19 protein-coding genes are annotated in these 22,597 nt (G+C 60.7%); 5 read left to right on the top strand and 14 right to left on the bottom strand.

Annotation, left to right across the window (positions count from 1 at the left end):
- Window positions 1–2 precede the first annotated feature (2 nt).
- A complete protein-coding gene (locus ABX75_RS04885) occupies window positions 3–596 on the top strand; it encodes a LysE family translocator (protein WP_047881549.1) in 594 nt (197 codons plus the stop codon).
- A 445-nt stretch (window positions 597–1,041) separates the two neighbouring features.
- On the opposite strand, the gene ABX75_RS04875 is transcribed toward ABX75_RS04885, so the two are convergent.
- The 3 genes from ABX75_RS04875 to plsB are packed head-to-tail and all read right to left on the bottom strand — an operon-like array spanning window position 1,042 to window position 4,717.
- Window positions 1,042–1,731, bottom strand: coding sequence for a DUF4197 domain-containing protein (locus tag ABX75_RS04875; protein WP_034096222.1), 690 nt, complete (start codon window positions 1,729–1,731; stop codon window positions 1,042–1,044).
- 29 nt (window positions 1,732–1,760) lie between these two features.
- Window positions 1,761–2,162 (bottom strand): YbaY family lipoprotein, encoded by a 402-nt coding sequence (locus ABX75_RS04870; RefSeq protein ID WP_034096223.1) that lies wholly within the window; start codon window positions 2,160–2,162, stop codon window positions 1,761–1,763.
- Window positions 2,163–2,212: 50 nt separating this feature from the next.
- Window positions 2,213–4,717: a glycerol-3-phosphate 1-O-acyltransferase PlsB gene (gene plsB / locus ABX75_RS04865; RefSeq protein WP_034096224.1), complete on the bottom strand. Its 2,505-nt coding sequence runs from the start codon at window positions 4,715–4,717 to the stop codon at window positions 2,213–2,215.
- 183 nt (window positions 4,718–4,900) lie between these two features.
- Here plsB and ABX75_RS04860 point away from each other — a divergent pair, with 183 nt between their 5' ends.
- Window positions 4,901–5,110: a cold-shock protein gene (locus tag ABX75_RS04860; RefSeq protein ID WP_034096225.1), complete on the top strand. Its 210-nt coding sequence runs from the start codon at window positions 4,901–4,903 to the stop codon at window positions 5,108–5,110.
- Window positions 5,111–5,186: 76 nt separating this feature from the next.
- Here the strand turns inward: ABX75_RS04860 and ABX75_RS04855 are convergent, their stop codons facing one another.
- From ABX75_RS04855 to ABX75_RS04840, 4 genes are all read right to left on the bottom strand, one after another.
- Entirely contained in the window at window positions 5,187–5,564 is a 378-nt protein-coding gene (locus ABX75_RS04855) for a hypothetical protein (RefSeq protein WP_047881548.1), read from the bottom strand.
- Between the two features lie 51 nt (window positions 5,565–5,615).
- Window positions 5,616–6,425, bottom strand: coding sequence for a putative RNA methyltransferase (locus ABX75_RS04850; protein ID WP_034096227.1), 810 nt, complete (start codon window positions 6,423–6,425; stop codon window positions 5,616–5,618).
- A complete protein-coding gene (dapE, locus tag ABX75_RS04845) occupies window positions 6,425–7,576 on the bottom strand; it encodes a succinyl-diaminopimelate desuccinylase (RefSeq protein ID WP_034096228.1) in 1,152 nt (383 codons plus the stop codon). The genes ABX75_RS04850 and dapE overlap by 1 nt, the downstream gene beginning before the upstream one ends.
- Before the next feature lie 111 nt (window positions 7,577–7,687).
- Complete coding sequence (locus ABX75_RS04840; protein WP_034096229.1) at window positions 7,688–10,279, bottom strand: glycosyltransferase; 2,592 nt, start codon at window positions 10,277–10,279, stop codon at window positions 7,688–7,690.
- A gap of 217 nt (window positions 10,280–10,496) precedes the next feature.
- On the opposite strand from ABX75_RS04840, the gene tcdA reads away from it, so the two are divergent.
- Window positions 10,497–11,306: a tRNA cyclic N6-threonylcarbamoyladenosine(37) synthase TcdA gene (tcdA, locus tag ABX75_RS04835; RefSeq protein ID WP_047881621.1), complete on the top strand. Its 810-nt coding sequence runs from the start codon at window positions 10,497–10,499 to the stop codon at window positions 11,304–11,306.
- A 131-nt stretch (window positions 11,307–11,437) separates the two neighbouring features.
- Here tcdA and ABX75_RS04830 read toward each other — a convergent pair whose 3' ends face one another.
- The 4 genes from ABX75_RS04830 to ABX75_RS04815 form a co-directional block, all read right to left on the bottom strand.
- Window positions 11,438–11,851, bottom strand: coding sequence for a SufE family protein (locus tag ABX75_RS04830; RefSeq protein WP_047881547.1), 414 nt, complete (start codon window positions 11,849–11,851; stop codon window positions 11,438–11,440).
- Window positions 11,848–13,053 carry an aminotransferase class V-fold PLP-dependent enzyme gene (locus tag ABX75_RS04825; RefSeq protein WP_034112161.1) on the bottom strand — a complete coding sequence of 402 codons (1,206 nt, stop codon included), beginning with the start codon at window positions 13,051–13,053 and terminating at the stop codon, window positions 11,848–11,850. The genes ABX75_RS04830 and ABX75_RS04825 overlap by 4 nt, the downstream gene beginning before the upstream one ends.
- Before the next feature lie 69 nt (window positions 13,054–13,122).
- On the bottom strand, window positions 13,123–14,157 hold the full coding sequence (dapD, locus tag ABX75_RS04820) for a 2,3,4,5-tetrahydropyridine-2,6-dicarboxylate N-succinyltransferase (RefSeq protein WP_034096233.1): 1,035 nt from the start codon (window positions 14,155–14,157) through the stop codon (window positions 13,123–13,125).
- 32 nt (window positions 14,158–14,189) lie between these two features.
- Window positions 14,190–14,498 carry an arsenate reductase gene (locus ABX75_RS04815; protein WP_231980866.1) on the bottom strand — a complete coding sequence of 103 codons (309 nt, stop codon included), beginning with the start codon at window positions 14,496–14,498 and terminating at the stop codon, window positions 14,190–14,192.
- Window positions 14,499–14,765: 267 nt separating this feature from the next.
- Between ABX75_RS04815 and ABX75_RS04810 the strand changes: the two genes are divergently transcribed.
- Window positions 14,766–16,409 (top strand): Na+/H+ antiporter, encoded by a 1,644-nt coding sequence (locus ABX75_RS04810; RefSeq protein ID WP_034096235.1) that lies wholly within the window; start codon window positions 14,766–14,768, stop codon window positions 16,407–16,409.
- 84 nt (window positions 16,410–16,493) lie between these two features.
- On the opposite strand, the gene dapC is transcribed toward ABX75_RS04810, so the two are convergent.
- The 3 genes from dapC to map all read right to left on the bottom strand — a co-directional run bounded on the left by dapC (window position 16,494) and on the right by map (window position 21,306).
- Window positions 16,494–17,693, bottom strand: a complete 1,200-nt coding sequence (gene dapC, locus ABX75_RS04805) for a succinyldiaminopimelate transaminase (protein ID WP_034096236.1) — start codon at window positions 17,691–17,693, stop codon at window positions 16,494–16,496.
- Between the two features lie 59 nt (window positions 17,694–17,752).
- Window positions 17,753–20,455: a [protein-PII] uridylyltransferase gene (locus tag ABX75_RS04800; protein WP_034096237.1), complete on the bottom strand. Its 2,703-nt coding sequence runs from the start codon at window positions 20,453–20,455 to the stop codon at window positions 17,753–17,755.
- 68 nt (window positions 20,456–20,523) lie between these two features.
- Window positions 20,524–21,306 carry a type I methionyl aminopeptidase gene (gene map / locus ABX75_RS04795; protein ID WP_047881546.1) on the bottom strand — a complete coding sequence of 261 codons (783 nt, stop codon included), beginning with the start codon at window positions 21,304–21,306 and terminating at the stop codon, window positions 20,524–20,526.
- Window positions 21,307–21,693: 387 nt separating this feature from the next.
- Between map and rpsB the strand changes: the two genes are divergently transcribed.
- Entirely contained in the window at window positions 21,694–22,431 is a 738-nt protein-coding gene (rpsB, locus tag ABX75_RS04790; RefSeq protein WP_003189158.1) for a 30S ribosomal protein S2, read from the top strand.
- Window positions 22,432–22,597: the final 166 nt, after the last annotated feature.

The raw sequence follows: 22,597 nt of genomic DNA, 5'->3' as shown, positions 1-22,597 counted from the left end.
GCATGCTGGCCACAGTTTTGAGTTTGATGTTGTTACTGTCTGCCCCCGGGCCGACTAACACATTGCTTTTTCGCGCCGGTGTGCTCTTCGGATTTCGGGGCGCATGGCGCTTGGTGCTGATTGAGGGCGCGGCTTATCTGCTGCAGGTGTCGTTGTGGGGGGCCGCCCTGATCCATTTCGCGTTCTATTCCCCATGGGTAATGCGGTGCGCGCAATGGGTTGCCGTCTCCTACTTACTCTACGTCTCGTATCAGCTTTGGCAGCGTAAAAGCGAAAACACCCGTTTAGACCGAGACGGTTTTTCAGGTCGCTATTTCTTTCTGATGACGTTGATGAACCCCAAGGGTTTATTGATTGCTTCATTCATCGCGCCCGCCGATGCGTTCAGCAGTCCGCGAGGCTACTTGGCGTTTATGGTTGTGCTGGCCATGGTGATCGTGCCGGTTGGCGCGACCTGGTTACTGCTGGGCAGCCGTCTTGAACGACGCCGAGGAAACTGGCTGACACCCGTTGCCATCAATCGAGCCACTGCTGTGACGATTTGCTGTTTCGCGGCCGTTCTGCTGGGACGACTGGCAGATGAGCTGATCCACTGAGGTCTTGCTGTACGCTATTTGTGGACGCGTCAGGATATTTGAATACAGGCCAGAGGAACTGTTTACAAGCGAATTGCCACACATGGCTACCTGATCTGCAGGTGCTCTCTCATGTTGATGGGGCCGCTGCGGGATAAGGTTTCATTGAATTCGTGAGGAGTTGCCTATGCTTTTTCCTGTGTTCCTAGGCCCGCTTTCGTTGTTAGGGCTCAACTCGTTGTTTAATGAGGCGAAGAGGGGCGATAAGCATTGCCACTCGCACAAACCCGAACCTGCAAAGCCATGCGAAGACAACGCCAAGCCTTGCCAAAAAACTGCGACGATTGAGACCAAAATCACTTGGTGATGCAGTTGCGATACCAACGGTTTTTTTCGCTCGCTCAGTAATGCGAACGCCCCGACTGATCGGGGCGTTTGCATAAGTGCGGGGTTTGCTGACGCGTGCCTACAGTGCGCCGAATACTTTCTTCGCCAAACTGGTGGCAGCCGCCGCGGGATTCTTGCGAATCGTCTCTTCCTGTTGCGCAATCATCTTGAACAAACCATCCAGTGCCTGTTCGGTCACGTAGTTCTCGACATTAGCGCTCTTGGCATCCAAGGCGCCGAAGGCGGCGGCTTTGCCGGCCAGGGCGTTGTACTGCTGGGCTACGCCGACTTTGTCGGTGGCAGCCTTGACGATCGGCAGGAACTTAGCGCGAATGGCTTCGCGACTGCTTTTGTCCAGGTACTGAGTGGCCGAATCCTGGCCGCCGCTGAGGATGCCCTTGGCGTCGGTCACGCTCATGTTTTTCACAGCGTTTACCAGAATCGGCTGGGCTTGGGTCACAGCCGTTTCAGCCGCTTTGTTCATGCTGGTTTCCAGTTGGGTGACCTGATCACCCATGCCGAACATCTTCAGCTTGTCCGCGACTTTGCCCAACTTGCCCGGCAGGCCGATCTTGACCTCCGGGTTGTTGCTGAAACCGCCGGGTACGCCCAGTTGTTTCACAGCGATCTGGGCACCTTGGGTCAGTGCATCCTTGAGTCCGCCGGTGGCGTCGCCCTGGGACAGGCTGCCCAGGTCCAGGGCCATAGCGTTGGCGCCGAGCAGCAGGCCGGCACACAGGGCAGTGAAGCGAAGGGATTTACGGAGCATGGGCGCTTCCTTATGTTCGATGTTCGAAATCAGGGGGCTACGGCGTTGACGCGCACGCGCAGCGGCTGGGCGTCCTGGCCGTCGAGCCGCACGGTGTGGCGATCAGTGGTGATGAACAGTAGCTTGCCCTCCAGCTCGATGCGAGCACTCACCGCGTAACTGTGGCCGGGCTTGACCTGTGCCGGGTCGTAACTCAGGTGGAACGGCAGGGGCACCTGGCCTTTGACCGGGCCTTTCTGTTCGGCCAGAACCACGGCGGGAGCGTCCGCCAGGGACACGTCCTGCAGGCTCACGCTCAACGTGGCCGCAGGGGGCAGGGCGATGCGTTGCAGGTAGAACACTTCGCCGTCGAGGCTGGCCTTGGGCGCGGGACTCATGGATTGGCAGGCTCCGAGCAGGGCGGTGAGGCCCAGGAGAATGATCTTTTTCATGGTGCAGCTCCTTTTCAACGGGGCCGGAGGCTCTCCGGCCCTTATTCAATCTAGCGGCTTTCTTCTGGTTCCACCGGCGCATCACCCGCACCGTCCACCCGGTGCAAGGCCACCTGGCGGATCGACAGGCGAATCTCGGCCGGCAACACGCGTTTGGCCGCGCCTTCGGCCAGTTCACCGAGCAGGTCGTGGTAGCTCAATTTGCCGGCCTCATCGCGGCGCAGCACATCTTGCTCCAGCAACGTCTGAATAAAATGTCGGAAAAGACTCTTATCGAAGAACTCCGGGGCATTGAGCCCATGCAGGATCGACAGGCGCTGGGCCATGATCGTGCACAGGTCTTCCAGCTCCTCGGCGCTGATGCTGTTCTGGCCGCTGTTGAGCAACAGCGAGATCGCCATATAGAAGCGTTGCAGGGTCTGGGCGATGCTCTTGGACAGCAGCGTCAGCAGCACAAAGTGTCGCGAGCTGGGGGCCGGGCGCAGGTACACATCTTTCTCGAAGCGCAGCAGGCCCTGTTCGACGAACGCCTCCAGCCACTGGTCGATCACGTTGTCCAGATCGTCCAGGGACCAGCGGATAAACAGTTCCGATTGCAGGTACGGGTACAGCGCGTGGGTATAGCGCAGGATCTGTTCGCGGCTCATGCGCGAGCTGCTCTGGAAGAAGCTCGCCAGCAGCGCGGGCAGGGCGAAGATGTGAAGTACGTTGTTGCGGTAGTAAGTCATCAGAACGGCGTTCTGTTCGTCCAGGTACAAAATCTTGCCCAGGGCGTCGCTCTGTTCCGACAACAGCTTCATATCTTTGACGTGCTGGATCAGCGCCATGCCATCGCCTTCCGGCACGGTGGTATGGGGCGAGTACGGCACGCGGCGCAATAGCGTCAGGTACAAGTCCAGCTGACGGGCCATGGCCTGTTCATCCAGGGCCAGGCGCGTGGTGGACAGCAGTGCCAGGGCCACCAGATTCACCGGGTTCACGGCGGCGGCTTCGTTCAAGTGGCGAGCCACTTGTTCGCCCAGGCGATGGGTGGTTTGGTTGAGCCACGCCGGCTTGTAGTTCGGGCCCAGGTCCTGGGCGCGCCAGTCCGGTTGCTCGGCGTCGAGGAATTCCGCCAGCTTGATCGGCTCGCCGAAGTTCACCGCGACCTGGCCGAAGCGCTGCTTGAGGGCGCCGACCACTTTGAAAATATCGAAGATCGACTCTTTCTTCTTGCTCGCCCCGCGCAGTTCGCCGAGGTAGGTGCGGCCTTCGAGCACGCGCTCATAACCGATGTACACCGGCACGAATACGATCGGCATACGCGAAGAGCGCAGGAAACTGCGCAAGGTGATCGCCAGCATTCCGGTCTTGGGTTGCAACATGCGCCCGGTGCGCGAGCGTCCGCCTTCGACGAAATACTCCACCGGGAAGCCCTTGGTGAACAGCGTATGCAAGTACTCGTTGAATACGGCGGTGTACAGCGGGTTGCCCTTGAAGGTGCGGCGCATGAAAAATGCACCGCCACGGCGCAGCAGGCTACCGATTACTGGCATGTTCAGGTTGATACCGGCGGCGATATGCGGCGGCGTCAGACCGTTCTTGAACAGTAGGTAGGACAACAGCAGGTAGTCGATATGGCTGCGGTGGCACGGGACGTAGATCACCTCGTAACCCTGGGCAACCTGTTGCACACCTTCGATGTTATTGACCTTGATGCCGTCGTAGATCTTGTTCCAGAACCAGCTCAGCACCACTTCCAGAAACCGGATCGCGGTGTAGGTATAGTCCGAGGCGATTTCGTTGCCGTAGCGCAGGGCCTGGGCCTTGGCTTTTTCCGGGCTGATTTTTTCGCGTTCGGCTTCGTCGGCGATGGCCTGGCGCACCAGCGGCATGTTGACCAGACCCTTCACCAAGTTGCGGCGGTGGGACAGGTCGGGGCCGATCACCGCAGTCTTCAGGTTACGAAAGTGCACACGCAGGATGCGCTGGGCCATGCGCACGGTGCGTTCGTGGCCTTTATTGTGCTCGATCAATTCACGCAGGTTGATAGGCGCGGAGAATTGCACGCGAGTCTTGCGCCCCAGGATCAGGATGCTCAACAGCCGGCGCAGACGCCCGGTGACCGCCCAACTGTCGGCGAACAGCAGCTTCCATGGGCTGGACTCGCTCTCGGGGGACTGGCCCCAGAACACGCTGACCGGAATGATTTGTGCATTCTCTTCGGCGTGCTCGCTGAGGGTGTTGACCAGGCGGGTCAGGGTCGGCGGCGCACCGCGCTTGTCCTGGCGGCCCAGCCAATCCGGTTCCGGCGTGAGGTAGAAGAACGCCGCCGGCTCCATCAGTGGGCCTACCGACACCGGCAACACCGGGCGCGGCAGGCCGGCCTTGGTGCACTCGGCGTCGACCACCGCCAGTTCGGTGAGGGAGGGTGATTGCAGGACGTAAAACACCGGCCGGCTGCGGTCCAGGTTGAGGGTTAGGGACGACTGGTTGATCGTCTCCGAGCGAACCCAGAGGTACAACAGTCGGCGCAAGGTGCCGAACACCAGACGGCGGAACGGGGAGCGGGTCATAGGCGAGCTGCTTCAAGTGGGAAAAAACCGAGCAGGCGCTCGGGCGGGTAGTGTGCCGTATTCGCCGAAAATCGGCAAAAAAGCAGCGATGTAAACTTGAGTTGAACGCTTTTGAGCCTGCCATATACTCGGCAGTTCAACGCGTACCGGCTCAATAATAAAAACCGAAGTGGGAGTAAACAGATGGCAACGCGCGAAACCGGCAATGTGAAGTGGTTCAACGATGCAAAGGGCTATGGCTTCATTCAGCGTGAGGACGGCCAGGATGTGTTTGTGCACTACCGCGCCATCCGCGGTGAAGGCCACCGCTCCCTGGCCGAGGGCCAGCAGGTGGAATACGCCGTGGTGAGCGGCGAGAAGGGCTTGCAGGCCGAGGATGTGGTCGGCCTATAGGCGGAGTGGCAGGTTTAAGCGGCAAGCTACAAGCGCTTCGGCTTGCCGCTTGCCGCTTGCCGCTTGAAGCTGCTTTTCAACCCGTCCTCCAAGTAATCTGCTCTTCGCCGTCTGCGCTGATGCGAATCCAGATGTCGGCGCTTTCTTCACCTTCTTCCTCGACCCACGTGCCCGGCGCGCAGCGCACTTCCACGTTCAGCGCGGCAAATGCGGCGCGGGCGCAGGCGATGTCGTCGTCCCATGGGGTCTGGTCGCTTTCTAGGTACAGGCTGTTCCACTTGCCAACGGCCTTAGGCAGCCAGGTGACAGGCACTTTGCCGGCCTTGCACTTGTAGGTCTGGCCTTTCTGGACCCAGTCGCTGCATGGCCCCAGGGCCGCGCCCAGCCAGGCGGCGATGGCTTTGTGGTCGACGTCGGCGTCCTTCAGGTAAATCTCGATATCGGGTTGGCGCATGGATGTTCCTCGTTGCGGGATTCGAAAATCCATTCGCGAAAATAAAGTCGGTTATTGAAGCACGAAATAATCGTAGCGCATCGACACCGTGACCTTCAGCGGCTCGGCCGCCTCGATCACTTCGGCGCGGCGCTCGGCACTGGCCCGCCAGCCGTGGGGTGTCATGGCCAGCAGGTTGGCGCGGTCCTTGGGATCGGCCAGGCTCAGTGTGAATTCCAGGATCTCGCTGTGCGCCAGGCTCATGCCCGACGGCACCAGGGCCAGGTGCTTGTCGTCGGTGTATTCGCGCACTTCGTCGTACAGACGTTCACGTAGCTCCATCAGGTGACCACTGGTAGGGCCGACCTTCATCAAGCCGCCGCCAGGGCTTAGCAGGCGCTTGGCTTCCTGCCAGTCCAGCGGGCTGAATACGCTGGCCAGGAACTGGCAACTGGCGTCGGCCAACGGCACGCGGGCCATGCTGGCGATCAACCAGGTCAGCGCCGGGTTGCGCTTGCACGCACGTTTGACCGCTTCCTTGGAGATATCCAGCGCGTAGCCGTCGGCATGGGGCAGGGCCTCGGCGATTTGCGCGGTGTAGTAGCCCTCGCCACAGCCGATGTCCACCCAGCGCTGCGGCGCACGTTCTGCGGCCAGTTCGGCCAGGCGTTTGGCCACCGGGGCGTAGTGCCCGGCGTTGAGGAAGTCGCGACGCGCCTCGACCATGGCCAGGTTGTCACCCGGGTCACGGCTGTTCTTGTGCTGTACCGGCAACAGGTTCAGGTAACCCTGGCGTGCCCGGTCGAAACGGTGCCCGGCCGGGCACGCCACGCCATTGTCCACCGCGTTGAGCGGGGCGCTGCAAAGAGGGCAGGCGAGCATCAGGCGAGCAACTTGATCAGGGTCTGATAATAGATTTCGGTCAGCACATCGAGGTCGCTGGCCAGAATGCGCTCATTGACCTGGTGGATGGTCGCGTTGACCGGCCCCAGCTCGACCACTTGGGTGCCGAGGGTCGCAATGAAGCGGCCATCGGAAGTGCCGCCGCTGGTGGACGCCTGGGTCTCGCGACCGGTGACTGCCTTGATGCTGGCCGATACGGCATCGAGCAGGGCGCCCGGTTCGGTCAGGAACGGCAGACCCGACAGCGCCCATTCCACGTGCCAGTCCAGGCCGTGCTTGTCGAGAATCTGCGCAACGCGATGCTGTAGACCCTCCACGGTGGACTCGGTGGAGAAACGGAAATTGAACACCGCCGTCAGCTCGCCGGGAATCACGTTGGTGGCGCCGGTGCCGGAATTGAGGTTGGAAATCTGGAAACTGGTGGGCGGGAAAAACGCGTTGCCGTCATCCCAATGCTCGGCGGCCAGTTCGGCCAGGGCCGGCGCGGCCAGGTGGATCGGGTTCTTCGCCAGGTGCGGATAGGCCACGTGGCCTTGCACGCCGCGCACGGTCAGGGTCGCGCCGAGGGAGCCGCGACGGCCGTTCTTGACCACATCGCCGACCAGCGTGGTGCTTGACGGTTCGCCGACGATGCACCAGTCCAGGCGCTCCTTGCGCGCTGCCAGGCGTTCGATCACGGCTTTGGTGCCGTGGTGTGCCGGGCCTTCTTCATCGCTGGTGATCAGGAAGGCCACCGAACCCTTGTGGTCCGGGTAATCGGCGACGAAGCGCTCGGACGCTACCAACATCGCCGCCAGGCTGCCTTTCATGTCGGCTGCACCACGCCCGCAGAGCATGCCGTTTTCGTCGATCAAGGCGTCGAACGGGTCGTTCTGCCAGGCCTGCACCGGGCCGGTCGGGACCACGTCGGTGTGGCCTGCGAAGCACAGCACTGGGCCTTCATGCTTACCGTGGGTGGCCCAGAAATTGTCCACGTCTTCGATGCGCATCGGCTCAAGTTTGAAGCCGGCGTCGCCCAGGCGCTGCATCATCAGCTTCTGGCAATCGGCGTCGATCGGCGTCACCGAGGGGCGGCGGATCAGGTCGATGGCAAGTTGAAGGGTGGGCGAAAGGTCGGCATGGGCCGTCATGGGAAAACTCCGGAAAGCATGTTTGGAAGAGCAGGGCGGGCAGACAAAACGGCCGTTATCTTATAGCAAAACGGCGGCCAGAGGCCGCCGTTTAGTGCATTGCGCAAGTTTTTACGCGGCCGGAGCGGGCTGTGGCGCCGGCGCCGGTTTCGGCAGCGACGACAAGAACGCCATGATCAGCGCCGCCACGTACGGCAGGGACTGTACCAGCAACATCACCACCCAGAAGCGCATGTCATTGCTCGGCAGGCCCTGCACCAGGTAGATCCCCAGCGCGGCGCCCCACAACAACAGCATGATGAACATTTCTTCGCGGGCTTCGGAAATCGCGACCCAGAAGCCGTGGTTATCCGCGTTTTTCGGTGTACGAAAGAACGGAATACTGGTGGTGAAGAAGCCATACAGCACCGCCTTGGCGATGGTGTGGGACAACGCCAGCCCGGCCAGGGCCGCGCAGAACGCGTCCTTGAGGTTCACGCCCACCGCACGGCGGTACAGGAAGATGATCTTGCCCACCTTAAACACGAACAGCGCCAACGGCGGAATCGCGAAAATCAGCAATGGCGGGTCGACCCGGGTCGGTACGATGATCATCGCCGCCGACCACAACAGCGCGCCGACCGTAAAGAAGATGTTCATGCCGTCCGCCACCCAAGGCAACCAGCCCGCCAGGAAGTGATAGCGCTGGCCACGGGTAAGTTCGGTGTCCTTGCCGCGCAGCAGGCTGGCGGTGTGACGCTTGATGATCTGAATCGCGCCGTAAGCCCAGCGGAAGCGCTGCTTCTTGAAGTCGATAAAGGTATCCGGCATCAGACCTTTGCCGTAGCTGTCGTGGTAATACGCCGCCGACAGACCTTTCTCGAATACCCGTAGGCCCAGTTCGGCGTCTTCACAGATGCACCAGTCGGCCCAGCCCAGTTCTTCGAGCACCGAGCGGCGGGTCATGGTCATGGTGCCGTGCTGGATAATCGCGTCGCGGTCGTTGCGGGTCACCATGCCGATATGGAAGAAGCCTTTGTATTCCGCATAGCAGAGCTTCTTGAAGGTGCTTTCGTTCTGATCGCGATAATCCTGCGGCGACTGCACCACGGCGATTTTCGGGTCTGCGAAGTGCGGCACCATGTGCTTGAGCCAGTTGGGCGAGACGCAGTAGTCCGAGTCGATCACGGCGATCACTTCGGCGTCTTTGGCGGTGTGCGGAATCAGGTAGTTCAACGCACCGCCCTTGAAACCGGCCAGGGGCGCGACGTGGAAGAACTTGAAACGCGGCCCGAGGGTGGCGCAATAGTCGCGCACCGGTTCCCACACGGCCGGGTCCTTGGTGTTGTTGTCGATGATCAGGACTTCGTAGTCCGGGTAATCGAGCGCGGCCAGGGCGTCGAGGGTCTGTTTGACCATCTCCGGCGGCTCGTTGTAGCACGGCACATGGATCGATACTTTTGGGCGGTAGTCCGAATCGCCGACCACCGGCAGGAATTCACGCCGACGTTTGTGGGTCCATACCGCTTCGGCCAGTTCGTGGGCTTCGGTCAACAACACGATGAACACGCCAAGGGCGCCGAGCGCCAGCAAAAAGCCCACGGTCAGGCTGAACCAGGTGCTGTATTGCTGGCTGTAGTCGTAGCCGATCCATACCAGCACCGAACCGCACAGGAACGCAATAAAGGTCAGGAACGTGCGGCCGCGCTGGCGCAGGGCCGAGCCGTCGATCATCAGCAGGGTCAGGGACAGCAGCGCCAGCACCACCGAACCGATAGCCAGCACGCGCCATTGCGGAATCGCCACCACCGGTCCTTCGAAGTTGAATTTCTGCTGGCGCGCGGCGTTGAACACGCCCCAATACGCACCGACCGAGCCTTCGTCGCTGGCCTTCCACGGCTGGTCGAACGCCTCGATCACAAAGTAGTTGTAGCCTTGGCGGTTGAGCTTGTTCACCAGCGTGCGCAGGTAAATGGCCTGGTCGGCCGGGGACGCGTCAGCCCCACCGCGCATGCGCCCGTTGCTCGGCCAGCCGACTTCCGACAGCAGCAGCGGCTTTTTCGGGAAGGTCTTCTTCAGATCCTTGGCGCGGTCGAGTACGAATTGGCCGGCCTTATCCACCGGAATATGTTCCCAATACGGCAGGATGTGCGCGGCGATCAGGTCGACGTGCTTGGCCAGTTGTGGATTGTGTTCCCAGATGTGCCATTGCTCGGAGGTGGTTACCGGTACTTTGACGGCAGCGCGCACACGGTCCAGCAGCACGATCAGCGCCTCGGGCGTGATTTCCTCACGGAACAACGCTTCGTTGCCCACCACCACGCGCACGACGCTGCGCGAGTTGTTGGCGATCTCGATGGCGCGCTGGATTTCGCGTTCGTTACGCTCCAGGTCCGGGCTGATCCAGATCCCCAGGGTCACCCGCAGGCCGAATTCTTCCGCCAGTTTGGGGATATCCCCCAGGGTGCCGTCGACCGAGTAGGTGCGGATGTTGTCCGTCAGCTTGCTCATGATCGCCAAGTCTTGACGCATCTGTTCGTCGGTGGGGTATTGGTCTTTCTGGGGGTACTGGCCTTGTTGGAACGGCGAGTAGGAAAAACCGGAGATTTGTTCAGGCCAGTTGGGGGCTGAGACCGGGCGATTGATCAGCGCCCAGAAACCGGTGAATAGCGCGGCAATTGCCAACACCACCACCAGGTTGAGTCCAAATTTACGCGATGCCATGGTTATGCGGGTTCCAAAGGGTGTGGAACGAAATGAGGTGCCGGGCTGCGCCGAACGGCGCGCATCCTACACCGGCCTTTCCCTGACCGTACAGCAAGCCGAGAAAAACCGGACATTGGGCAGCGAAAGTACATCTAAGTTCTTAACTTGTAGCTTGTAGCTTAAAACTTGTCGCTGCGTAGCCCTATAATGCGCGCCGGTTTTTGGGGTAATGGTCATGAGTACAGAAGATCCGCGGTTTGCAGGCGTTGCCCGCTTGTATGGCATTGAGGGCCTGCAACGCTTGAAAGCGGCCCATGTGGCGATCGTCGGCGTGGGCGGCGTGGGTTCCTGGGCGGCCGAAGCCATGGCCCGATGCGGGGTGGGCGAAATTTCGCTGTTTGACCTGGACGATGTCTGCGTCAGCAACAGCAATCGCCAGTTGCACGCCTTGGACAGCACCGTGGGCAAGCCCAAGGTCGAGGTTATGGCCGAACGCCTGCGCGGCATCAACCCGGACTGCACCGTGCATGCGGTGGCGGACTTCGTCACCCGCGACACCATGGCCGAGTACATCACGCCCAACATCGATTGCGTGATCGACTGCATCGACGCCGTCAACGCCAAAGCCGCGCTGATTGCCTGGTGCAAGCGCCGCAAAATCCAGATCATCGCCACTGGCGGCGCCGGCGGGCAGATCGACCCGACGCTGATCCAAGTCTGCGACTTGAACCGCACCTTCAACGACCCGCTGGCCTCCAAAGTCCGCTCCACGCTGCGCCGCGATTATGGGTTCTCCCGCACCGTGACTCGCCATTACAGCGTGCCATGCGTGTTTTCCACCGAGCAACTGCGCTATCCCAAACCAGACGGCAGCATCTGTTTGCAGAAGAGTTTTGTCGGCGATGGCGTGAAGCTGGACTGCGCCGGAGGATTTGGCGCGGTGATGATGGTCACGGCCACCTTCGGCATGGTGGCCGCGACTAAAGCGGTGGACAAAATTGTGGCGGGAGTGCGCAGGCCTTCGGAGCGGGTCAAACCCACCTGAATCTCACGGCCTTGCACAAATCAAAATGTGGGAGGGGGCTTGCCCCCGATTGCAGGGTGTCAGGCACTGAATAACTGACTGACCCGCCGCTATCGGGGGCAAGTCCAATCCTCGCACCGGCCCTCTCACATTTAGCTCTGTGTCTGGCTTAGGGTTCGCATGCGCTGCAGGACTGCATTCAAGCCATTGCTGCGCGACGGCGACAGTTGGCGGGAAAGCCCGAGTTGATTGAACCAGTCGGGCAAGTCGACCCCCTGCAACTCAGCAGTCGATAACCCGTTGACTCGCGCCAGCAGCAGTGCCACCAACCCACGAATCATTCGCGCATCGCTGCTGGCGGCAAACTGCCAATGACCGTTCTCCAAACGGCCAACCAACCACACCAGGCTTTCACAGCCCTGCACCAGATTGGCGTCGACCCTATCTTCATCCGCCAACGCCGGCAGCCTCTCGCCCCACTGCATCAGCATGCGCGCGCGTTGCTCCCAGCTGCCGACGGCTTGAAACGCTTCGAGCGCCTCTACGGCATCAACGGGCAGGGTCATCGCAGCATATCCAGCGCTTGGTCCAGGGCCTCGAAAAAGCGCTCCAGATCGTCGGAATCGTTGTACAGCGCCAGGGACACACGGATCGCCCCCGACAAGTGCATCGCCTTGAGTAGGGGCATTGCGCAGTGATGGCCGGCGCGTACGGCAATTCCTTGCTCGGTGAGCAAGTGCGCGAGGTCGGCGTTATGGATGCCGTCGACCACAAAGCTGACCAGCGCAACCTGCGGCGAACCCAGCACGCGCACGCCGTTGCGGGCCTTCAAGCCGCGCAGCAGGTAATCATGCAGAGCGGCTTCGTGGGCGAGAACCGCCTGTGGGTCCAGTGAACTGAGATAGTCCAGGGTCGCGCCCAGGCCGATCACTCCCGCGATCGGCGGCGTTCCCGCTTCGAAACCCAGGGGCGCCGGGCGGAAACTGGCGCTGTGATAGTCCGCGTGCTGCACCATCTCGCCGCCCAATTGCCAGTGGCGCAAGTGGTGCAGGGCGTCGTTGCGACCAAACAACACGCCAACGCCGTCGGGGCCGTACAGTTTGTGGCTGGAGAATGCATAGAAATCACAGCCCAGGGCCTGCACATCATGCCGACCATGGACGATGCCTTGGGCTCCATCCACCACGGTCAGGGCGCCATGGGTCCGGGCCATCGCCAGCAAGGTTTCCAGCGGTTGCCAGGCCCCCAGTACATTGGATAACTGGCTCACCGCCAGCAGGCGCGTGCGGGGGCCGATCAGTCCGACTGCGGCTTCAACATCGATCACGCCGTCGGCATTGAGCGGCAATACCACCAACTCCAAGCCGCGACGTTTGGCCAGTTGCTGCCACGGCAGCAGATTGGCGTGGTGTTCCAAGGCGCTGATGACGATCTCATCGCCCGTTGTGAATAAGTGCTCAAGGCCATAGGCCAAGAGGTTCAGCGCAGAGGTCGCGCCATGGGTAAACACTATTTGCCCGCTATCACCTGCGTTCAACCACTGTGCAACCTTGCTGCGGCTGTCTTCGAAAGCCTGGGTCGCATGGGCGCCGGGCAAGTGTTGGGCGCGGTGCACATTGGCTGCGCCATTGGCGTAGTAATGGCTGATCGCATCCAGCAGCGCCTGGGGTTTTTGAGTGGTGGCGGCGTTGTCCAGATAGGTCTGGTCCTGCCGTTGCAGGGTGGCGATGGCCGGGAAATCGGCGCGCCAGGGGGAGGGCACAAGCATGATGATCAAGACTCGTATAAGCGGGCCGCACCGCGAAGGCGCGGCCCACTAGTGGCATCGAGTGGCTGCTTAGTTGTGAGCGTGCAGCGCTTCGTTCAGTTCGATGGCCGATTTGTGGGTTTTGCACTCCACGGCACCGGTCTCGGAGTTGCGACGGAACAGCAGGTCCGGTTGGCCGGCCAGCTCGCGTGCTTTGACCACTTTGACCAGTTGGTTCTGCTCATCGAGCAGCGCGACTTTGGTTCCGGCGGTCACGTACAGGCCCGACTCCACGGTGTTGCGGTCGCCCAATGGGATACCGATACCGGCGTTGGCGCCGATCAGGCAGCCTTCGCCGACCTTGATCACAATGTTGCCGCCGCCCGACAGGGTGCCCATGGTGGAGCAACCGCCGCCCAGGTCCGAGCCCTTGCCGACGAATACGCCGGCCGACACACGGCCTTCGATCATGCCCGGGCCTTCGGTGCCGGCGTTGAAGTTGACGAAACCTTCGTGCATCACGGTGGTGCCTTCGCCCACGTAGGCGCCCAGGCGCAGGCGCGCGGCGTCAGCGATACGCACACCGGCTGGCACCACGTAGTCGGTCATTTTCGGGAACTTGTCCACCGAGAACACTTCCAGCAGCTCGCCACGCAGGCGCGCTTCCAGTTGGCGCTCGGCCAACTCGCTGATGTCGATCGCGCCCTGGCTGGTCCAGGCCACGTTCGGCAGTTGCGGGAACACGCCGGCCAGGCTCAGGCCGTGGGGCTTGACCAGGCGATGGGACAACAGGTGCAACTTGAGGTAGGCCTCAGGCGTGGAGGTCAGTGCGGCGTCTTCGGCTAGCAGGGTGGCGACCAGCGGCGTATGGCTTTCGGCCAGACGGCTGAGCAGCGCGGCCTGGGTCGCGTCGACGCCCTTGAGTGCGTCCGCCAGTTGCAGGGCCTGGGTGACGGTGAAGGTGATGGCTTGGTTGCCTTCGCTGTAACCGAGGATCGGTGCGATGGCCGCGACGATTTCAGCCGACGGGTTGAGCAAGGGGTGTGCGTAGAACACTTCCAGCCAAGCGCCTTGGCGGTTCTGAGTGCCGACGCCGAAGCCCAGGCTGAACAGGGAATGGGACATGCTGTTACCTCTACAAAAATAAAAGGGCTGGCTTACTTGAGGGCCGCCGAATAAATGTCTGGCTTGAAGCCAATCAGGGTTCTGTCTCCGAGATCCAGCACCGGGCGCTTGATCATCGAGGGTTGCGCGAGCATCAATTCAATGGCTTTCGACTGATCGAGATCGGCTTTGCGTTCGTCTTCGAGTTTGCGAAAGGTGGTGCCCGCGCGGTTCAACACCACTTGCCAACCGTGCTCGTTGCACCATTGGGTCAAGTGTTCACGGTCGATACCGGCCGTTTTGTAGTCATGGAACTCATAATTCACGGCGTGCTCATCGAGCCAGGTACGTGCCTTTTTCATGGTGTCGCAGGCTTTGATACCGAAAAGGTGCAACGTTTTGCTTGAAGCGGTCAAGGAATTGCCCCCCTCTGATCCGATGGAGTGTGCTGATGAAAGTCAAAGGTCTGGGATTATGCCACGCCCAGCGCATTTGGGTGCCGCTCGTCAGCACCGTGCGACTTTTGTGCAAAAGCCATCGCGCAGCATAGGCGGCTAATATGGCACTTCAACGGCGAGTTGTTGCCTGATGTGTGTCGTTGCGAGTCGATTGTCCGGGAACCCCGCCTTATGCAAACCGCCTACACCGTTCTTATCCTGCTGATGCTGGTCAGTGCTTCGCGCCTGGTCGGGCGTGTTATCCCCCTACCGTTGCCCTTGGTGCAGATTGCCGCCGGCGCTTTGCTGGCCTGGCCCACGTTGGGGCTGCATGTAGCCCTGGACCCGGAGTTGTTTCTGTTTCTGTTCCTGCCGCCACTGCTGTTTTCCGATGGTTGGCGCATGCCCAAACGTGAATTGTGGCGCCTGCGCGGCCCGATCCTGACGCTGGCAGTGGGGCTGGTGCTGTTTACCGTGGTCGGCGCCGGTTACTTCATCCACTGGATATTGCCTACGATCCCGCTGCCGGTGGCCTTCGCCCTGGCGGCCGTGTTGTCGCCGACGGACGCCGTGGCGGTGTCGGCCATTTCCCAGAATCGGTTGCCGACCCCGCTGATGCACATGCTGCAGGGCGAGGCCTTGATGAATGACGCGTCGGGCCTGGTGACCTTCAAGTTCGCCCTGGCAGCGGCATTGACCGGGATTTTTTCCCTGGCGGATGCCAGCCTGACCTTCGTGCTGGTCGCCCTTGGTGGCTTGGCGGTGGGCGTCGCTTTGAGCTGGGTGGTCGGTCGGTTGCGGGCTTGGATGATCGCGCGGGGCTGGGACGATCCGGCGACCCATGTGGTGTTTATGTTGCTGTTGCCATTTGCCGCCTATGTGCTGGCCGAACGCCTGGGGGCGTCGGGGATTTTGTCTGCGGTAGCGGCAGGGATGATGCAAAGCTGGCTCGATTTGCTGCCGCGCCAGACCAGCACACGCCTGCTCAATCGCAGTGTGTGGTCGTTGCTGGAATTCGCCTTCAATGGCCTGATTTTCCTGCTGCTGGGCCTTCAGTTACCCGACATCGTCAAGGCTGTGGTGAGTCATGAGTCGACGCTGTGGCCTACCTTGCTGTATCGCTGCCTGGACGTGATCGCGATCTTTCTGGTGCTGGTGGTTTTGCGCTTTATCTGGGTGCAAAGCATCTGGCGCCTGTCGGGCCTGTTGCGGCGCTTGCGTGGGAAAAGTGAGCTGACATTGGTACCGACTGCCCGGTCCTGCTGGTTGTTGACCGTCGGCGGTGTCCGCGGTGCCGTGACCTTGGCCGGTGTGATGTCGGTGCCGCTGCTGCTGGCGCCGGGCAAGGATTTCCCCGAGCGCGACCTGCTGATCTTCATTGCCGCCGGCGTGATTCTGCTGTCGCTGATCGCTGCCTGTATTGCGTTGCCGCTTTTATTAAAGGGCATCGAAAAAAGCCCGGACGAAAAACGCCACAAGGAAGTGCGCGAAGCGTGGAAAAAGACGGCCGTGGCTGCGATCCACGCCCTTGAGGCCGAGGAGCCGCCCGAGAGCGAGAGCCAGGACGCTGCGCAAGCCGCATTGGCCACCGAGCTTAAAGCGCGCCTGATGTCGGAATATCGTCATCAGTTGGAGGTATTCAATGATTCGGCCGAAGCTCAAGCGCTGGCGCAGCAGATGGACCTGCTGGAGCGAAAATTACGCCTCAAGGCCCTTCGAGCCCAGCGTCTGGAGTTATACAGTTTGAGCCGTCATCACCAAATTGGTGATGACGTTTTGAGGGAAGTGTTGGCGGAACTGGACATGAGTGAAGCGAACCTGGGGCCCGTGAAGTAAGTGCTATCACTGCCCATTGGCTTGGAATACTGAGCATTGGGTGCCCGAAGGATTACCATCCCTCGGGCTCTCGATGCGTCTGGCTTAACGACGGCGCTGAATGAAATCGCGAATTCGCTCCGCAGCCTCCACGCACTCGGCCAGCGGCGCAACCAGCGCCAGGCGCACTCGACCGGCCCCAGGGTTGACCCCGTCCACTTCTCGCGACAGGTACGAGCCCGGCACCACCGTCACATGTTCTTCCACGAACAGGTCGCGGCAGAACGCAGCGTCGTCACCCTGCACATTCGGCCATAGGTAGAACCCGCCGTCCGGCGCCTGCACGTCCAGTACCGGCTGGAGAATGGCTAACACGGCTTCGAACTTTTCGCGGTACAGGTCACGGTTGGCCAGCACATGGGCCTCGTCCTGCCACGCAGCGATGCTGGCGAGCTGGGTTTGCACTGGCATTGCGCAGCCATGATAGGTGCGATACAGCAGGAAACCTTTGAGGATATCGGCGTCACCGGCCACGAAGCCGGAGCGCAGCCCCGGCAGGTTGGAGCGCTTGGACAGGCTGTGGAACACCACGCAACGCTTGAAGTCCTGGCGACCCAGTTCCACGCAGGCACTGAGCAGGCCCGGCGGCGGGGTTTGCTCGTCGAAATACAGCTCGCTGTAGCACTCGTCGGCGGCGATCACGAAATCATATTCGTCGGCCAGGGCGATGAGTTTTTTCAGGGTCTGGACTGGAATCAGCGCGCCGGTCGGGTTGCCCGGGGAGCACAGAAACAGGATCTGGCAGCGTTTCCAGATATCCGGCGAAACCGCGTCGAAGTCTGGGTTGAAGCCATTGCTGTCCAGGCACGGCAGGTAGTGCGGCTTGGCCCCGGCGAGGAACGCGGCGCCTTCATAGATCTGGTAGAACGGGTTCGGGCTCACCACCAGTGCGTCGTCACTGCGATTGACCACGGTTTGGGTGAAGGCAAACAAGGCTTCCCGCGTACCGTTGACCGGCAAAATAGTGCGTGCCGGATCGAGCCACCCCTTGGGTACATTGAAGCGCCGCTCGCACCAGGCGCCGATGGCCTCGCGCAAGGCGGGAATGCCTAGGGTGGTCGGGTACACCGCCATCTGGTCGAGGTTATTAGCCAGGGCGTCGGCCACGAACTGCGGGGATTTGTGCTTGGGCTCGCCAATGGACAGCGCAATCGGGCGCTTCGCCGGGTTCGGTGTCACGCTGCCCAGCAGGGCGCGCAACTTTTCGAACGGGTAGGGTTGGAGCTGGTTCAGGGCGTTGTTCATCGGTGGATCTCGTGCAAGGCGTTAAAAACGGCGAAGGGGGCGGTGGGCCGCCCCTGGTATCAAATCGTCAGGCGCGTCAGTTCAACGCCCGGCTCCTGGGGCACGCTCAACTGTTGGACGATGGCTTCCTGCAAGCGTCGGCACAGCTCGGGGTCGGATAACGGTTGGTTGTCGGCATCGGTAATGAAGAACACGTCCTCCACGCGCTCGCCCAGGGTCGCAATCTTGGCGTTCTGCAACGACAGGTCGAACTCCAGGAAAATCCCGCCGATGCGCGCCAGCAGGCCCGGACGGTCCGGCGCGCTCAGTTCCAGCACGGTGACTGGGCGCTGGGCATCGTTGGAGATGGTGACCTGGGGCGCGAAGGCGAAGTGCTTGAGCTGGCGCGGGACCCGACGCTGGATGATGGTGGGGTAATCGTCGGGGTTGCGCAGGGCTTCGGTAAGGCCTTCGCGGATTTTCTTCACCCGCGCCGGATTGTCGCCGATCGAGTCGCCATCGGTGTCGAGCACGATGTAGGTGTCGAGGGTGAACTGGCTGCTGGAAGTGATCACCCGCGCGTCGTGGATGTTCAGGTTGAGCTGGTCCATGGCGGCCACGGTCACGGCGAAGAAGTCGTGCTGGTCCGGTGCATAGATGAAAATCTGCGTGCCGCCCTCGAACTCGCGCTGGGTGGTTTCCTTGATCAACACCAGCGGGCCGCCATCGGCAGGCTGCTGCAAAATGGCGTCGGTGTGCCAGGCGACATCGCCGGCGGTGTGGCGCAGGAAGTAATCGTCCCCCAACTGCGACCACAGCTGTTCGACATCGTCCGGGTCGTTGCCGCCGCGTACGAGGATATCCAGCGCCGCACTTTGGGTGCGGCGGATCTGCTCTTCGCGGTCCACTGGGTTTTCCAGGCCACGGCGCAGGGCGCGCTTGGTCTCGGTGTACAGCTGACGCAGCAGGCTGGCGCGCCATGAATTCCACAGAGTGGGGTTGGTGGCGTTGATATCGGAGACGGTGAGCACGTACAGGTAGTCGAGGCGGGTTTCATCGCCGACCACCTGGGCGAAATCATGGATCACCTGCGGATCGGACAAGTCCTTGCGCTGGGCAGTGGTCGACATCACCAAGTGGTTCTGCACCAGCCAGACAATCAGGCGGCTGTCCCACAACGGCAATTGGTGACGCTGGCAAAAAGCCTCGGCATCGACGGCGCCGATTTCCGAGTGATCGCCGTGCCGGCCCTTGCCGATGTCGTGGTACAGCCCGGCCAGGTAGATCAGCTCAGGCTTGGGCAGTTTGGCCATCAACTTACTGGCCAGCGGGAATTTTTCCGATACCTGGGTGTACTGCAACTTACGCAGATGTTTGATCAGGTTCAGGGTGTGCGCATCGACGGTATAGATATGAAACAGGTCGTGCTGCATTTGCCCGACGATAAAACCGAACTCCGGTAAATAGCGCCCGAGGATGCCGTAACGGTTCATGCGGCGCAGGTTGCGGTGGATGCCGATCTTGCATTTGAACAGCTCGATGAACAGGCTGGTGTTGCGGATATCGTTGCGGAAGTCTTCGTCGATCAGGTAGCGGTTTTCCCGCAGCAGGCGAATGGTGTCGGCGCGCACGCCTTTGATTTCCGGCTGCTGGGCCATCAGCACGAAGATTTCCAGCATCGCGAACGGCGTGCGGCGGAACACGTTGTCGCTGCGTGCTTCGATATAACCGTCGTGCAACTGGAAACGCGCATTGATCGGTTGCGGCGGCGCTTCGTCTTCGGGGGCCAGGATCACCTCTTCGAAGTGCTGAATGATCAGGTCGCTCAGCTGCGCAATGCTCATGACCACGCGGTAGTACTGCTGCATGAAGCTTTCGATACTGGTCTTGGCGTCTTCGCCTTCAAACCCCAGCAGCGAGGCGATGGAGCGCTGATGGTCGAACAGCAAACGATCTTCGGCGCGCCCGGCAAGCATGTGCAGGGCGTAGCGCACTTTCCACAGGAACTCCTGGGAGGAGGCCAGCAGCGCATTCTCGCTTTCCACCAGGAAGCCTTCGCCGGCCAGGGCGCGCAGGTTCAGGGTGCCGTATTCGCGACGGGCCACCCACAGAATGGTCTGGATGTCCCGCAGCCCTCCCGGTGAGCCCTTGACGTTGGGTTCCAGGTTGTACTCGGTGTCGTTGTACTTGTGATGCCGGGCTTTCTGTTCGGCGCGCTTGGCCAGGAAGAAATCCTTGCTCGGCCACATGTGCGCCGTGCTGGTGACGTCGAGCATGCGCTGGCGCAGGCGCTCGGGGCCGGCGATGGTGCGGCTTTCCATGAGGTTGGTGATCACGGTGAGGTCGGCACGGGCCTCTTCGGCGCATTCGTCCACCGACCGTACGCTCTGGCCGACTTCCAGGCCGATATCCCACAAAAGTGTGAGAAAACGCTCGATGGAGTCGCGAAAGATCTCATGGTCGGCGCTGTCCAGCAGGATCAGCAGGTCGATGTCGGAGTAGGGGTGCAATTCGCCGCGACCGTAGCCGCCGACCGCCACCAGGGCGATGTCGGCGTCAGTGCTCCAGGTGAACTGTTCCCAGGCCTTTTGCAGGATGTTATCGACGAACCAGGCGCGATCCTCGATCAGCCGGCGGATATCCCGGCCCTTGCGAAAGCGCTCATCGAGCACCTCGCGGGCCTGGCGAATGGCTTTTTTGAACGCGGCGATAGGGCTCGACTTCAGTGCCAGCTCGGCCTGGAACTGGCCACGGTCGAAGAGTTCGGGATCCACCTGGGGCATCGATCGGCTTTCCTTTCTATCTATGAGTCAGTCACAACACCGTTTGGGAAAACCAACGCAGCCTTGAATTACGCCGACACGCGCGGGATGGTGTCGTCCGAGCGCAGGGTGAAGATCTCGTAGCCGGTTTCGGTGACCAGTAGTGTGTGTTCCCACTGGGCCGAAAGCTTGCGGTCTTTGGTAATAGCGGTCCAGCCGTCGCCCAGCACCTTGGTGTCGGCCTTGCCCTGGTTGATCATCGGCTCGATGGTGAAGGTCATGCCGGCTTTGAGTTCCATGCCGGTGCCAGCGCGGCCGTAGTGCAGGATCTGCGGTTCTTCGTGGAACACCTTGCCGATGCCGTGGCCACAGAACTCGCGAACCACCGAAAAGCCGTTCTTTTCAGCGTGCTTCTGGATCACTTCGCCGATGTCGCCCAGGCGGCAGCCAGGTTTGACGATCTCGATAGCCTTGTACATGCATTCCTGAGTGACCTGGGACAGGCGTTCGGCCCAGACCGGCACGGTGCCGACGTGGAACATGCGGCTGGTATCGCCGTGATAGCCACCCTTGATCACGGTGACGTCGATGTTCAGCGTGTCGCCGTCCTTGAGCGGCTTGTCGCCTGGGATGCCGTGGCAGACCACATGGTTGATCGATGTGCAGATCGACTTGGGAAAGCCTTTGTAGTTGAGCGGGGCAGGGATAGCCTTTTGCACATTGACGATGTAGTCATGGCAGATTCGGTCGAGTTCTTCGGTGGTGACGCCGGGCTTGACGTGTTCGGCAATCATTTCCAGCACATCGGCCGCCAGTTTGCCGGCAACGCGCATGCCGGCGATGTCTTCGGCGGTTTTCAAAGTAACGGTCATACAGGCTCTCTCTAGCGCGAGGCGCTGAAATCAAAACGGTTTACGGGTGTGCGACAAAAGGTTACAGAATTCACACAAGCCCTGAAAAACGCGATTCTAACAGACGATGCTCTCAAGTCATGAGGGTCTGACGATCGCTTCTCTCTATAGGGTGAGGGTATCCGGACTCAATTCAAAGGGTTGCGCGAGTGGCCTTCAAGGCAGTTGTGATTGCAGGTTTCGTTTTCGCCCTTCGTGTGGTATAAAATGCGCCGCTTTCCGGGGATACCCCGAAAAGCTTAAATCCACACACGTGTCGACACGATGACCTGGGTGCCGGAGGCCTTGATGCCGCTGGTTGGTCATTGGGATACGTGGAGGCCAAACCCGACTTATTAAGGAACTATCATGTCCCAAGTCAACATGCGCGATATGCTGAAGGCCGGTGTGCACTTCGGTCACCAGACCCGTTACTGGAACCCGAAAATGGGTAAATACATTTTCGGCGCGCGTAACAAGATCCACATCATCAACCTTGAAAAAACCCTGCCAATGTTCAACGAAGCGCTGACTTTCGTAGAGCGTCTGGCCCAGGGCAAAAACAAGATTCTGTTCGTCGGTACCAAGCGTTCCGCTGGCAAGATCGTTGCTGAAGAAGCAGCACGTTGCGGTTCGCCGTACGTCGACCACCGCTGGTTGGGCGGCATGCTGACCAACTTCAAAACCATCCGTGCTTCCATCAAGCGTCTGCGTGACCTTGAAGTACAAGCCGAAGACGGTACTTTCGCCAAGCTGACCAAGAAAGAAGCGCTGATGCGCTCCCGTGACCTGGAAAAGCTCGATCGTTCCCTGGGTGGTATCAAGGACATGGGCGGTCTGCCTGACGCACTGTTCGTTATCGACGTTGATCACGAGCGCATCGCGATCACCGAAGCCAACAAGCTGGGCATCCCTGTTATCGGCGTAGTCGATACCAACAGCAGCCCGGAAGGCGTTGACTACATCATCCCAGGCAACGATGACGCAATCCGCGCTATCCAGCTGTACATGGGTTCGATGGCTGACGCTGTAATCCGTGGTCGCAACCACGTTGCTGGTGGTACCGAGCAGTTCGTTGAAGAAGCTCCGGTAGCTGCCGCTGAGTAATTGACGCCCTGGCGTTGACTCAGTAAGCAAAAAGGGGGCTTGGCCCCCTTTTTGCCCCCTCGAAAACCATTTGTCGGCAGCGCAGCTACATCATCTGTAACGTGCAGCGGCCTACAAGGGGTGGTTCGAGAAGAATTGATCGCCCGTTTAATCGGGTGGAATGGTT

The sequence above is a fragment of the Pseudomonas sp. ARP3 genome, assembly GCF_001029595.1.
GTDB classification, from domain to species: Bacteria; Pseudomonadota; Gammaproteobacteria; order Pseudomonadales; family Pseudomonadaceae; genus Aquipseudomonas; species Aquipseudomonas rhodesiae.
This window is presented reverse-complemented; position numbering and strand designations above follow the sequence as displayed.

Bases quoted from the DNA above. Each gene is read 5' to 3' on its own strand.
- ABX75_RS04885 (WP_047881549.1), top strand. From the start codon at position 3: ATGCTGGCCACAGTTTTGAGTTTGATGTTGTTACTGTCTGCCCCCGGG.
- ABX75_RS04875 (WP_034096222.1), bottom strand. From the start codon at position 1,731: ATGCTCCGTAAATCCCTTCGCTTCACTGCCCTGTGTGCCGGCCTGCTG.
- ABX75_RS04870 (WP_034096223.1), bottom strand. From the start codon at position 2,162: ATGAAAAAGATCATTCTCCTGGGCCTCACCGCCCTGCTCGGAGCCTGC.
- plsB (WP_034096224.1), bottom strand. From the start codon at position 4,717: ATGACCCGCTCCCCGTTCCGCCGTCTGGTGTTCGGCACCTTGCGCCGA.
- ABX75_RS04860 (WP_034096225.1), top strand. From the start codon at position 4,901: ATGGCAACGCGCGAAACCGGCAATGTGAAGTGGTTCAACGATGCAAAG.
- ABX75_RS04855 (WP_047881548.1), bottom strand. From the start codon at position 5,564: ATGCGCCAACCCGATATCGAGATTTACCTGAAGGACGCCGACGTCGAC.
- ABX75_RS04850 (WP_034096227.1), bottom strand. From the start codon at position 6,425: ATGCTCGCCTGCCCTCTTTGCAGCGCCCCGCTCAACGCGGTGGACAAT.
- dapE (WP_034096228.1), bottom strand. From the start codon at position 7,576: ATGACGGCCCATGCCGACCTTTCGCCCACCCTTCAACTTGCCATCGAC.
- ABX75_RS04840 (WP_034096229.1), bottom strand. From the start codon at position 10,279: ATGGCATCGCGTAAATTTGGACTCAACCTGGTGGTGGTGTTGGCAATT.
- tcdA (WP_047881621.1), top strand. From the start codon at position 10,497: ATGAGTACAGAAGATCCGCGGTTTGCAGGCGTTGCCCGCTTGTATGGC.
- ABX75_RS04830 (WP_047881547.1), bottom strand. From the start codon at position 11,851: ATGACCCTGCCCGTTGATGCCGTAGAGGCGCTCGAAGCGTTTCAAGCC.
- ABX75_RS04825 (WP_034112161.1), bottom strand. From the start codon at position 13,053: ATGCTTGTGCCCTCCCCCTGGCGCGCCGATTTCCCGGCCATCGCCACC.
- dapD (WP_034096233.1), bottom strand. From the start codon at position 14,157: ATGTCCCATTCCCTGTTCAGCCTGGGCTTCGGCGTCGGCACTCAGAAC.
- ABX75_RS04815 (WP_231980866.1), bottom strand. From the start codon at position 14,498: ATGAAAAAGGCACGTACCTGGCTCGATGAGCACGCCGTGAATTATGAG.
- ABX75_RS04810 (WP_034096235.1), top strand. From the start codon at position 14,766: ATGCAAACCGCCTACACCGTTCTTATCCTGCTGATGCTGGTCAGTGCT.
- dapC (WP_034096236.1), bottom strand. From the start codon at position 17,693: ATGAACAACGCCCTGAACCAGCTCCAACCCTACCCGTTCGAAAAGTTG.
- ABX75_RS04800 (WP_034096237.1), bottom strand. From the start codon at position 20,455: ATGCCCCAGGTGGATCCCGAACTCTTCGACCGTGGCCAGTTCCAGGCC.
- map (WP_047881546.1), bottom strand. From the start codon at position 21,306: ATGACCGTTACTTTGAAAACCGCCGAAGACATCGCCGGCATGCGCGTT.
- rpsB (WP_003189158.1), top strand. From the start codon at position 21,694: ATGTCCCAAGTCAACATGCGCGATATGCTGAAGGCCGGTGTGCACTTC.